Below are 11,514 nucleotides of genomic sequence, written 5' to 3' on the forward strand. Positions count from 1 at the left end.
CAATCTGGCAATCTTGCCGGCGGAATATGCCGGGGCGTTCCATCGCTTCTGCCAGCTCAATCCCAAGCCGTGCCCGATCATCGGCATGTCCGATGTGGGCAGTCCGCACATCCCGGCGCTGGGCGCCGATCTCGACATTCGCACCGACGTGCCGCGCTATCGCGTCTGGCGCGACGGCGAAGTCGTGGACGAGCCGACCGATGTCACCAAATACTGGCGCGACGATCTCGTGACCTTCGTGCTCGGCTGCTCGTTCTCGTTCGAAGAGGCGCTGCTCGACGAGGGCATGCCGATCCGCCACATCGAGCACAATGTGCGCGTGCCGATGTATCGCACCAACATCGCTTGCGGCGAGTCCGGTCCCTTTGCCGGTCCCATGGTGGTGTCGATGCGTCCGTTCAAGCCGGCGGATGCGATCCGTGCGGTGCAGATCACCTCGCGCTATCCGGCCGTGCACGGCGCGCCCGTGCATCTCGGCCATCCGCACCTGATCGGCATCAAGGACATCGCCAAGCCCGATTACGGCGATCCGGTGCCGGTCGCCGACGACGAGATCCCGGTGTTCTGGGGCTGCGGCGTGACACCGCAATCGGTCATCAACGCTGCCAAGCTGCCGTTTGCGATCACGCATTCGCCCGGCCTGATGCTGGTGACGGATCTCAAGAACAGGACCATGGCCGTGATTTAGTGGGCAGCGTTTGCTGCTTCTTCGAGCTTTACCGCATCCATCAATCGCTTCATTCGATCGGCTGAAATTCAGTAACAGGGGACTTTGCCATGACGATCACTCGCCGCGACGTATTGTTGGGAGCCACCGCTACGGCCGCGCTAGTGCCGCTGGCAGCGCGCGCACAGACTTCGGAAGTCGTGATCGGCGTGATCTATCCGTTCTCCGGCGGCAGCGCACAGCAGGGCGTCGACGCGCAGAAGGCCTATGAAACCGCGCTCGAGGTCATCAACAAGGACACCGATTTCGACCTGCCACTGGCGAAGGGCGAGGGCCTGCCGGGTCTCGGCGGCGCAAAGGTCCGCCTCGTTTTCGCCGACCACCAGGCCGATCCGCAGAAGGGCCGCGCCGAGGCCGAGCGCCTGATCACGCAGGAGAAGGTCTCCGCCATCATCGGCACCTATCAGAGCGCGGTCGCCGTCACCGTCAGCCAGATCTGCGAGCGCTACCAGATCCCGTTCGTCTCGGCCGACAACTCCTCGCCCAGCCTGCATCGCCGTGGCCTGAAATATTACTTCCGCGCCGCGCCGCATGACGAGATGTACTCGGCCGCCATGTTCGACTTCTTCGATGCCTTGAAGAAGAAGGGCACCAAGATCGAGACGCTATCGCTGTTCCACGAGGACACCATCTTCGGCACCGATTCCGGCAACGCCCAGGCCAAGATCGCCGGCGAGCGCGGCTACAAGATCGTCTCCGACATCAAGTATCGCGCCAACTCGCCCTCGCTCTCGGCCGAGGTGCAGCAGCTCAAGAGCGCCAACGCCGACGTGCTGATGCCCTCGAGCTACACCACTGATGGCATCTTGCTGGTGAAGACCATGGGCGAGCTTGGTTACAAGCCGAACGCGATCGTGGCGCAGGACGCCGGTTTCTCCGAGAAGGCGCTCTACGACGCTGTCGGCGACAAGCTGGAAGGCGTGATCTCGCGCGGCACCTTCTCGCTCGACCTCGCGCAGAAGCGTCCGATGGTTGGCAAGATCAACGAGATGTTCAAGACGCGGTCGGGCAAGGATTTCAACGACCTCACCTCGCGTCAGTTCATGGGCCTGATCATCCTCGCCGACGCCATCAGCCGCGCCAAGTCGACTGACGGCGAGAAGATCCGCGACGCGCTGGCCGCCACCGACATCCCGGGCGAGCAGACCATCATGCCCTGGAAGCGTGTCAAGTTCGACGAGATGGGCCAGAACAACGACGCCGACCCGGTGCTGCTGCAATATGTCGGCGGCAAGTTCGTCACCATCTTCCCGCCGCAGGCCGCGATCGCCGAGGCGATCTGGCCGATGAAGTAAGACACGGCGAGCGGGAGCACAGATCGTAGCTCCCGCCCTCATCCTGAGGAGCGGGCGCAGCCCGCGTCTCGAAGGACGAGGGCTGGGCCATCCTTCGAGACGCGCGGTGCGCGCTCCTCAGGATGAGGACGTAGTTCGGGGGACAGACTTTTGACAGCCCAAACCATTATCCAAAGTCTCGCGAGCGGCCTCCTCATGGGCCTGCTCTACGGACTGATCGCCGTCGGCCTCGCGCTGATCTTCGGCCTGATGGACGTCGTGAACTTCGCTCACGGGGAGTTCCTGATGATCGCGATGTATGTGAGCTTCTTCCTGTTCACGTTCTTCGCCATCGACCCCTTGCTGTCGGCGCCGCTCGTGGCCGCCGCGCTGTTCGTATTCGGAGCGGTCGTCTATCTGTTGATCGTGCGCTTCGCCATGCGGGCCAAGGCCAACGCGGGCATGGTGCAGATCTTCTCCACCTTTGGCCTCGCCATCGTGATGCGCGGCCTCGCGCAGTTCTTCTTCACGCCTGACTATCGCAGCGTTCCGCAGTCCTGGCTCGGCGGCAAGACGATCTCGATCGCCGGCGTCTTCCTGCCGGAGCCGCAGCTCATGGGTGCGCTGGTTTCGATCCTGGCCTTTGCTGGCCTCTACTTCTTCATCCATCGCACCGATTTCGGTCGCGCGCTGGAGGCCACCCGTGAAGATCCCGGCGCGGTGGCCCTCGTCGGCATCGACAAGAACCGCGTGTTCGCGCTCGGCTGGGGGCTTGGTGCCGCGCTGGTCGGCCTCGCCGGAGCGATCATGGCAAGCTTCTTCTATATCTATCCCGACGTCGGCGCGTCCTTTGCGCTGATCGCCTACGTCACGGTCGCGCTCGGCGGCTTCGGCAGCGTGTTCGGCGCGTTCGCCGGCGGGATCATCGTGGGCCTCGTCGAGGCCACCACCGCGCTGGTGCTGCCGCCGTCGCTGAAATCGGTCGGCATCTACGCCGTCTACCTGCTGGTCGTCTTCATCCGGCCGCGTGGCCTGTTCGGATCGATGTGATGGACAAGGATTTTGCCGCGCGGCGCCGCCGCGACCTCATCATCGCCGCGGTGCTGACCGCCCTGGCGGCGCTCGCTCCGCTGTTCATCAAGGACGTCTACGTCCAGAACATCCTGATCCTGACCTTGATGTATGCGGCGCTGTCGCAGAGCTGGAACATTCTCTCTGGCTATTGCGGGCAGATCTCGCTGGGACATGCGCTCTATTTCGGCATCGGCGCCTACACCACCGAACTCCTGTTCACCAAGTTCGGCGTGCTGCCATGGTTCGGTATGCTCGCCGGCGGCGCGGTCGCGGCCGCGATTGCGATGGGGCTCGGCTATCCCTTCTTTCGGTTGCGCGGCCATTACTTCGTGATCGCGACCATCGTTATCGCCGAGATCGGGCTGCTGTTGTTCCAGAATTGGGAATGGGCGGGGGCTGCGATGGGAATCACCATTCCGGTGCGCGGCGACAGCTGGCTGAAGTTCCAGTTCATGCGCAGCAAGCTGCCTTACTTTTATTTCGCGCTGGTGCTGTGCAGCCTCGCCTGGTTCGTCACCTGGTGGCTGGAGGACTCCAAATGGGGCTTCTGGTGGCGCGCGGTAAAGGACAATGCGGAAGCGGCCGAGAGCCTCGGTGTCGTCGTGTTCAACTCCAAGATGGGCGCGGCCGCCGTCTCCGCTTTCCTCGTCGCCATCGGCGGCGCCTTCTATGCCCAGTTTCTCGCCTATATCGATCCTGAAAGCGTGATGGGCTTCCAGTTCTCGCTGCTGATGGCGTTGCCCGCCGTGCTTGGCGGCATCGGCACCCTGTGGGGACCCGTGTTAGGGGCGGCCATCCTGATCCCGATGACGGAGCTGACGCGCTCCTATATCGGCGGCTCCGGCCGCGGCGTCGACCTCATTGTCTACGGCACGCTGATCGTGCTGATTTCGCTCGCCCTGCCGCAGGGTCTGGTGAGCCTGTTCTCTCGTGCGAAGCGGAAGGGAGCCACGCGATGACCCCGCTGCTTGAAACCCGCGGCGTCTGGCAGCGTTTCGGCGGCCTCGTCGCCAACAGCGACGTCTCGATCTCTGTGGGTCGCGGCGAGATCGTCGGCCTGATCGGCCCGAATGGTGCCGGCAAGTCGACGCTGTTCAATCTCATCGCCGGCGTGCTGCCGCCGACGCAAGGCTCGATCTGGTTCGACGGCGAGGATGTCACCAGCATGCCGGCCGCCGAGCGCTGCCAGCGCGGCATCGGGCGCACCTTCCAGGTCGTCAAGAGCTTCGAGACCATGACGGTGATCGACAACGTCATCGTCGGTGCGCTGGTGCGCAACACCGTGATGCGCGAGGCACGCCGCAAGGCGCATGAGGTGCTCGAATTCACCGGCCTTGCTGCGCGCGCCAACGTGCTCGCGAGCGACCTCGTGCCGGCCGAAAAGCGCCGCCTCGAAGTCGCGCGCGCGCTTGCGACTGAACCAAAGCTGCTGCTGCTCGACGAAGTCCTCACTGGTCTTACGCCGACCGAGGCGCAGACCGGTGTCGCGCTGGTGCGCAAGGTGCGTGACGCCGGCATCACCGTGCTGATGGTCGAGCACGTCATGGAGATCGTGATGCCGCTGGTCGATCGTGCCATCGTGCTCGACCTCGGCAAGGTGCTGGTCGAGGGCAAGCCCACTGAAATCGTCCGCGATCCCAAGGTGATCAGCGCATATCTGGGAGATCGTCATGCTGTCGGTGCGTGAAGTCACGACCGCCTATCAGGGCCTGGTCGCGATCTTCGCGGTCAGCATCGAAGTCGCCAAGGGCGAGATCGTCTGCGTCGCCGGCGCCAACGGCGCGGGCAAGTCGACGCTGCTGAAATCCATCGCCGGCGCCGAGCGCCCGCGCTCGGGCACGGTGACGTTCGACGGCAAGCGCCTCGACGGCATGGCGCAGCACCACATCACGGCGACCGGCATCGCCTATGTGCCGGAGAACCGACGCTTGTTTCCGCGCCTCTCCGTGCGCGACAATCTGCGCCTCGGCAGCTATCTCTACCGCGGCGAGGCCGACCGCGAGAGCCCGCTCGATCTCGTGTTCCAGCTATTTCCGCGCCTCTCCGAACGCCTCGAGCAGCGCGCCGAGACGCTAAGCGGCGGCGAGCAGCAGATGCTCGCGATCGGCCGTGCGCTGATGACGCGCCCGCGGCTGTTGATGCTGGACGAGCCCTCGCAGGGCATCATGCCGAAGCTGGTCGACGAGATCTTCCAGGCCGTCAAGCGCATCCGCGACGCCGGCATGACCGTGCTGATCGTGGAGCAACGCATGGCGGAGTGCCTGGAGATCGCCGACCGCGCCTACATCCTGCAAACCGGCCGCGTGCTGATGCAGGGCGCCGCAAGCGAGATCAAGGGCAATCCCGACGTGCGCAAGGCGTATCTGGGGCTGTAGCCGCGAAGCGTTGGGCACGTCGCGCAACACACTCGGCGTCATCGCCCGCGAAGGCGGGCGATCCAGTATTCCAGAAGCCGCTGTGATTGAGCCGAGAAGCCGCGGCGTCTGGATTCCCCGCCTTCGCGGGGAATGACAGCGGTGAGTAGGGCGGTGTTAGTTCGCCCACGGCTGCACGAGGCTCAATGCCCATGCTCCGGCAGCGATACCCCAAACACCTTCACCAGATCATTCACCTGCGCCGGCGACAGGTAGCGCGGGTTCATCCCGCGCAGCAGCAGGTACAGCCTCGCCGTCTCCTCCAACTCCTCGGTCGCGAACACCGCTGCTTCCAGCGTGTCGCCAGCGACGACCGGGCCGTGATTGGCGAGCAGCACGGATGAGTATTTTCCCGCCAGCCCTTTGATCGCATCGGCGACCGCGGGATCGCCGGGGCGATAATAGGGGACGAGCGCGGTGGCGCCGCATTTCATCAGATAATAGGCCGTCATCGGCGGCAGCGCGGCGCGCGGGTCGATCTCCGGGAGCATCGACAGCGCGACCGAATGGGTGGAATGCAGGTGCACGATCGCCCTTGCGCTCCCGCGCGTGGCGTAGAGTGCATTGTGCAGCGGAACTTCCTTGGTCGGCGCATCGCCCGAAACCAGTCGGCCCTGATCGTCCAGCCGCGACAGTTTTGCGGGATCGAGGAAGCCGAGCGAGGCATTGGTCGGCGTCACCAGCCAGCCGCCGCCGTCCAGCCTGGCGCTGATATTGCCGGAGGAGCCGGGCGTCAGCCCACGCTCGAACAGGGACCGTCCGAAGCGGCAAATGTCTTCGCGCAGCAATGTCTCGTTGCTCATGGCCGTCATGTCCGTTTGTCTCACGCTTTGGCAGCGCGGCCAAGCCGTGTTATTCGGTTGCCAAGCTGCCGCAAAAGGCGGCCGTCCGGGAAACGTTGCAAGGATCAGTTGTATGTCCGCCTCCACGTCACAGAATCAGCGCATCGCCGTCATCGGGCTCGGCTCGATGGGGTTCGGCATGGCGAGCTCGCTGAAGCGCGCCGGTCATGTCGTCACCGGCTGCGACGTCTCGGCTGATGCGGTCGCGCGCTTCGTGACGGAGGGCGGCGCCGGCGCCAAGACGCCGGCCGAAGCTGCCAAGGGCGCCGACATCGTCGTCAGCGTCGTCGTCAATGCCGCGCAGACCGAGACGATCCTGTTCGGCAAGGATGGCGTCGCCGAAACCATGGCGAAGGACAGCGTCTTCCTGTCGTCGGCGACTATGGATCCCGACGTGGCTCGGCGTCTCGCCAAGCAGCTGGAGGCGACCGGCCGGCACTATCTGGATGCACCGATCTCCGGCGGGGCGCAGCGCGCAGCGCAGGGCGAGCTGACGATCCTTGCCTCCGGCAGTCCGGCTGCGTTTGAGAAAGCGCGGCCCGCGCTCGATGCCATGGCCGCGAAGCTCTACGAGCTTGGCGATGCCGCAGGCCAGGGCGCCGCCTTCAAGATGATCAACCAGCTGCTCGCCGGCGTGCATATCGCCGCTGCCAGCGAGGCGATCGCGTTCGCGGCCAAGCAGGGTCTCGACATCCGCAAGGTCTATGAGGTGATCACGGCGTCCGCCGGAAACTCCTGGATGTTCGAGAACCGCATGCCGCACGTGCTCGACGGCGATTACACGCCGCGCAGTGCGGTCGAGATCTTCGTCAAGGATCTCGGCATCATCCAGGATATGGCGCGCAGTGCCAGATTCCCGGTTCCGGTCTCCGCCGCAGCACTTCAGATGTTCTTGATGACGGCAGCCTCCGGCATGGGCCGCGACGATGATGCGTCGGTGGCGCGGATGTATGCGCGGGTCACCGGCGTGAAACTGCCCGGCGACAAGTAAAGGATAAGAGGATTCCGATGCCCCGTTTTGCCGCCAATCTCTCGATGATGTTCACCGAGGTGCCGTTCCTCGACCGCTTCGACGCCGCTGCCGCAGCCGGCTTCACCGCAGTCGAGTTTCTCTTTCCCTATGAGCATTCGGCCGAGGCGGTCGGCGAGCGGCTCAAGCGCAACGGCTTGACTCAGGCGCTGTTCAACCTGCCACCGGGCGACTGGAATGCCGGCGAGAAGGGCTTTGCGGCGCTCCCGTCGCGATTCCCCGAGCTGAAGGCGAGCCTGGAAACTGCGCTGCCCTACGCCAAGGCGACCGGCGTCAAGCGGCTGCATTTGATGGCGGGCATCGCCAACCGCGGCGAGCGGGTTGCTATCGAGGCGTTCTACAAATCGGTGGCGTGGGCCGCCGAGTTCTTTGCGCCGCACGGCATCGACATCGTGCTCGAGCCGATCAATGCACGCAACGTGCCCGGCTATTTCCTCAACGATTTCGGCTTCGCGCGCGACCTGATCCAGGAGCTGCGGCTTCCGAACCTGAAACTCCAGTTCGACATCTATCACTGCCAGATCATCCATGGCGACGTTACGATGCGGCTGCGTGAGATGATGCCGGTCATCGGCCACATCCAGATCGCCAGCATCCCCTCGCGCAACGAGCCTGATGGCGAGGAGCTGAACTATCCGTTCCTGTTCGACGAACTCGACCGGCTCGGTTATGCCGGTTTCGTCGGCTGCGAATATAATCCGCGCGGCAAGACCACCGACGGCCTTGCCTGGTTCAAGCCTTATGCGGGAGTGAAGCCGTGACAGTTGCAGCGAAAATATCCCTTGGCTGCATTGCCGACGACTACACCGGCGCCTCCGACCTCGCCAACACGCTGACGCGCGCCGGCCTGCGCACGGTGCAGACTATCGGCGTGCCCGCGGACGATCTCGCGCTGCCCGAGGTCGACGCCGTCGTGGTGTCCTTGAAGAGCCGTTCGATCGAAGCCGGTCTTGCCGTATCGCGCTCGCGCGCGGCGGACAAATGGCTGCGCAGCCGTGGCGCCGGCCACGTGCTGTTCAAGATCTGCTCGACCTTCGATTCCACCGATGCCGGCAATATCGGCCCGGTGATGGACGCGCTGCGCGCCGATTGCGGCGAGACGGCCGTGCTGGTGACGCCGGCCTTTCCGGAGACCGGCCGCACCGTCTACCAGGGCAATCTGTTCGTCGGCGCCGTGCCGCTGAACGAGAGCCCGCTGAAGGACCATCCGCTCAACCCGATGCACGATTCCAACCTGGTCCGCGTGCTGGCGCGCCAGAGCAAGGCGCAAATCGGCCTGGTCGACCTCGCCATCGTCACGCGCGGCGCGGATGCCGTGCGGGCGCGGCTGGCCGAACTCGCGGGCAAGGGCATTGGCGCGGCGATCATCGACGCCGTGTTCGATCGCGACCTCGAGACCATCGGCCTCGTCGCTGCCCAGCATCGGCTGTCGGTTGGCGCGTCCGGCATGGGTCTTGGGCTGGCACGAGCGCTGGTGTCGACAGGGAAGGTCAAATCGACAGCGGCGAGCAGCGAGGCGGGGGCGGCGGTCGGCGGACCGGCGGCGTGCCTGGCCGGAAGCTGCTCGCAGGCGACGCTTCAGCAGATCGCCAATGCCGAGCGCGTCATGCCGGTGCTGCATCTCGATCCGGACCGTATTACTACGGGCGAGGACGAGGCGCAGCGCGCGCTGGCCTGGGCGAAACCGCGACTGGCCGACGGTCCGGTCCTGATCGCATCGAGCTCGACGCCCGATCAGGTCGCCGCGGTCCAGGCGCGCCACGGCCGCGACGCGGCCGGCCACGCCATCGAGCAGGCGATGGCCGACATCGCCGAGGGTCTGGTGCAGGCCGGCGTCAAGCGCCTGGTCGTTGCCGGCGGGGAAACATCCGGTGCCGTGGTCGACCGGCTGAAGATTCCCGGATTTCTCGTGGGAGTAGAGATCGCAGTCGGCGTCCCGGTGCTGCGCGCGGTCGGTGTCAAAAAAGGCGACATGCTGCTCGCCTTGAAGTCCGGAAACTTTGGCGGCCCGGAGTTTTTCTCCGACGCGCTTGGGCTCATGCGCTGAGCGCAGGGCATTTTTAGCGCCCTGTTCATTTGTTTCGGGCTTCGTACTCGTACGGAGTCGTCGTTAACATCTGCTCAGGTGCTCTCGTGTTGGATGTCGGTTCTGCTCCCTTAGGTTGATTCGTAAAAGTTCCGGACGCCGCCGCGCCAACGCAAAGAGACCGATTATGCTCGCCACCATTTCCATTCGTGCCAAGATCATCAGTGTCGTGGCGTTCCTGCTGGTCGCGATGGCCGGCATGGGCCTGCTCGCCGTCATGAAGATGCGGTCGATGAATGCCAACACCGTCGACATCACCACGAGCTGGATGCCCAGCGTGCGCGTGCTCGGCGACCTGCGTGCCGGCGTGATCACTTACCGCAACGTCATTCGAGAGCACATGCTGTCGGAAACGCTGGACGAGAAGCTCGCGATGGAAAAGACGCTCGCGACCGTGATCGAGGCCAATGCCAAATTCCGCAAGGCCTACGAGCCGATGATCACCTCTCCGGAGGAACGGAAGCTCTACAACGATTGGGCCACGCTCTGGGAGGACTACAAGAAGGGCACCGAAGTTGTCATGGCGCTCTCGCGCAAGGAGGCCGGCAAGGTTCCGCATGAGGCCCAGGAGCTGAACACCAAGACGGTCAACAAGATCGGCCTTGAGGCCGACGCGATCCTGACCAAGGACATCGAGCTCAACACCAAGGGCGGAGACCAGGCCGCGCAGGATGCCGCCGACAGCTACTACTATGCCTTCATGCTGGTCTCGATCATCCTCGGCGCGGCCGTCGTCGTCGGCATCGGCGTCGGCTTCTACCTCGTCCAGGACGTCTCCAGCGGCATCAATTCGATCATCGAGCCGATGCAGGCGCTGGGCAAGGGCGAGCTTTCCGCCGAAGTCCCTCATCGCGGCGAGAAGACCGAGATCGGCGCCATGGCCGACGTGCTCCAGATCTTCAAGGAAGCGCTGATCGCCAAAAAGGCCGCCGACGAGGCTGCCGCCGCCGATGCCGAAGCCAAGATCGAGCGCGGCCGCCGCGTCGACAACATTACCCGCGAATTCGAAACGATGATCGGCGAGATCGTCCAGACCGTGTCGTCGGCCTCGACCCAGCTGGAAGCCTCGGCCTCGACGCTGACCTCGACCGCCGACCGCTCCCAGCGGCTGGCGACCACCGTTGCCGGAGCGTCGGAGGAAGCCTCGACCAACGTGCAGTCGGTGGCCTCGGCGACCGAGGAGATGGCCTCGTCCGTCGGCGAGATCAGCCGCCAGGTCCAGGAATCGGCGCGCATGGCGGGCGATGCCGTCGGCCAGGCCCGCGCCACCACCGAACGCGTCAGCGAGCTCTCGAAGGCGGCCTCGCGCATCGGCGACGTCGTCGAGCTCATCAACACCATCGCCGGCCAGACCAACCTTCTGGCGCTGAACGCGACCATCGAAGCCGCACGTGCCGGCGAAGCCGGCCGCGGCTTTGCGGTCGTCGCCTCCGAGGTGAAGGCGCTCGCCGAGCAGACCGCGAAGGCGACCGGTGAGATCGGCCAGCAGATCTCCGGCATCCAGGCGGCGACCAACGACTCGGTCGGCGCCATCAAGGAGATCTCCTCGACCATCGAGCGTCTGTCGGAGATCTCGTCGGCGATCGCCGCGGCCGTGGAAGAGCAGGGCGCGGCAACCCAGGAGATTGCCCGCAATGTCCAGCAGGCGGCGCAGGGCACCCAGCAGGTCTCCTCCAACATCACCGACGTGCAGCGCGGCGCAACCGAGACCGGCACGGCCTCCTCGCAGGTGCTGTCGGCGGCACAGATGCTCTCCAACGACTCCGGCCGGCTCAAGACCGAGGTCAGCAAGTTCCTGACCAACGTTCGCGCGGCGTAACTGCGTCCGCGCGGCGTAAGCTGAAAATCACGGCATTGTTCGAAAGCGGCGCCTTTGGGCGCCGCTTTTTTTGCGCACATGAAAGCTGTCTCCCGTCATCTTTCGGCGCGAGGTGCATATCTGGAATGCTATTTCGCAGTGCGATAGCAGGGAATTGACCGCTCGTGACGCAGTGCCGTTGGCCATTCGGGCGGTCTTCAGGTAAATCAGCCGAGGAACCCGCGGGGGCGGTGTTTCCTGTCCCTGAT

11 protein-coding genes are annotated in these 11,514 nt (G+C 64.8%); 10 read left to right on the forward strand and 1 reads right to left on the reverse strand.

All coding sequences use genetic code 11. From position 1 onward, the window contains the following. The 6 genes from IVB32_RS34560 to IVB32_RS34585 all read left to right on the forward strand — a co-directional run. Positions 1-688, forward strand: a 688-nt coding sequence (locus IVB32_RS34560; protein ID WP_247412839.1) for a putative hydro-lyase, incomplete at its 5' end; no start/stop codon positions are given. A gap of 89 nt (positions 689-777) precedes the next feature. Beyond that, complete coding sequence (locus tag IVB32_RS34565) at positions 778-2,022, forward strand: ABC transporter substrate-binding protein (RefSeq protein WP_018456991.1); 1,245 nt, start codon at positions 778-780, stop codon at positions 2,020-2,022. 150 nt (positions 2,023-2,172) lie between these two features. After that, positions 2,173-3,051, forward strand: coding sequence for a branched-chain amino acid ABC transporter permease (locus IVB32_RS34570; RefSeq protein ID WP_026233279.1), 879 nt, complete (start codon positions 2,173-2,175; stop codon positions 3,049-3,051). Then, positions 3,051-4,034 carry a branched-chain amino acid ABC transporter permease gene (locus tag IVB32_RS34575; RefSeq protein ID WP_018456989.1) on the forward strand — a complete coding sequence of 328 codons (984 nt, stop codon included), beginning with the start codon at positions 3,051-3,053 and terminating at the stop codon, positions 4,032-4,034. The genes IVB32_RS34570 and IVB32_RS34575 overlap by 1 nt, the downstream gene beginning before the upstream one ends. Next, on the forward strand, positions 4,031-4,762 hold the full coding sequence (locus IVB32_RS34580; RefSeq protein WP_018456988.1) for an ABC transporter ATP-binding protein: 732 nt from the start codon (positions 4,031-4,033) through the stop codon (positions 4,760-4,762). The genes IVB32_RS34575 and IVB32_RS34580 overlap by 4 nt, the downstream gene beginning before the upstream one ends. Beyond that, on the forward strand, positions 4,746-5,450 hold the full coding sequence (locus IVB32_RS34585) for an ABC transporter ATP-binding protein (RefSeq protein ID WP_018456987.1): 705 nt from the start codon (positions 4,746-4,748) through the stop codon (positions 5,448-5,450). Before IVB32_RS34580 ends, IVB32_RS34585 begins: the two co-directional genes overlap by 17 nt. A gap of 182 nt (positions 5,451-5,632) precedes the next feature. On the opposite strand, the gene IVB32_RS34590 is transcribed toward IVB32_RS34585, so the two are convergent. Next, positions 5,633-6,301, reverse strand: coding sequence for an aldolase (locus IVB32_RS34590; protein WP_026233278.1), 669 nt, complete (start codon positions 6,299-6,301; stop codon positions 5,633-5,635). A 103-nt stretch (positions 6,302-6,404) separates the two neighbouring features. On the opposite strand from IVB32_RS34590, the gene ltnD reads away from it, so the two are divergent. From ltnD to IVB32_RS34610, 4 genes are all read left to right on the forward strand, one after another. Continuing rightward, on the forward strand, positions 6,405-7,322 hold the full coding sequence (gene ltnD / locus IVB32_RS34595) for an L-threonate dehydrogenase (RefSeq protein WP_018456985.1): 918 nt from the start codon (positions 6,405-6,407) through the stop codon (positions 7,320-7,322). Positions 7,323-7,339: 17 nt separating this feature from the next. After that, the gene (gene otnI, locus IVB32_RS34600; protein ID WP_018456984.1) at positions 7,340-8,122 is read left to right on the forward strand and encodes a 2-oxo-tetronate isomerase; all 783 of its coding nucleotides are present in this window, start codon (positions 7,340-7,342) and stop codon (positions 8,120-8,122) included. After that, positions 8,119-9,408: a 3-oxo-tetronate kinase gene (gene otnK, locus IVB32_RS34605; RefSeq protein WP_018456983.1), complete on the forward strand. Its 1,290-nt coding sequence runs from the start codon at positions 8,119-8,121 to the stop codon at positions 9,406-9,408. Before otnI ends, otnK begins: the two co-directional genes overlap by 4 nt. Positions 9,409-9,574: 166 nt before the next feature. Further along, positions 9,575-11,266 (forward strand): methyl-accepting chemotaxis protein, encoded by a 1,692-nt coding sequence (locus IVB32_RS34610; RefSeq protein ID WP_018456982.1) that lies wholly within the window; start codon positions 9,575-9,577, stop codon positions 11,264-11,266. Positions 11,267-11,514 lie beyond the last annotated feature (248 nt).

It is taken from the genome of Bradyrhizobium sp. 23 (genome assembly GCF_023073295.1).
Lineage (GTDB): Bacteria > Pseudomonadota > Alphaproteobacteria > Rhizobiales > Xanthobacteraceae > Bradyrhizobium > Bradyrhizobium canariense_D.

What these genes read in the sequence shown, in the direction of transcription:
- IVB32_RS34565 (WP_018456991.1), top strand. Translation starts at nt 778, where the DNA reads ATGACGATCACTCGCCGCGACGTATTGTTGGGAGCCACCGCTACGGCC.
- IVB32_RS34575 (WP_018456989.1), top strand. Translation starts at nt 3,051, where the DNA reads ATGGACAAGGATTTTGCCGCGCGGCGCCGCCGCGACCTCATCATCGCC.
- IVB32_RS34580 (WP_018456988.1), top strand. Translation starts at nt 4,031, where the DNA reads ATGACCCCGCTGCTTGAAACCCGCGGCGTCTGGCAGCGTTTCGGCGGC.
- IVB32_RS34585 (WP_018456987.1), top strand. Translation starts at nt 4,746, where the DNA reads ATGCTGTCGGTGCGTGAAGTCACGACCGCCTATCAGGGCCTGGTCGCG.
- IVB32_RS34590 (WP_026233278.1), bottom strand. Translation starts at nt 6,301, where the DNA reads ATGACGGCCATGAGCAACGAGACATTGCTGCGCGAAGACATTTGCCGC.
- ltnD (WP_018456985.1), top strand. Translation starts at nt 6,405, where the DNA reads ATGTCCGCCTCCACGTCACAGAATCAGCGCATCGCCGTCATCGGGCTC.
- otnI (WP_018456984.1), top strand. Translation starts at nt 7,340, where the DNA reads ATGCCCCGTTTTGCCGCCAATCTCTCGATGATGTTCACCGAGGTGCCG.
- IVB32_RS34610 (WP_018456982.1), top strand. Translation starts at nt 9,575, where the DNA reads ATGCTCGCCACCATTTCCATTCGTGCCAAGATCATCAGTGTCGTGGCG.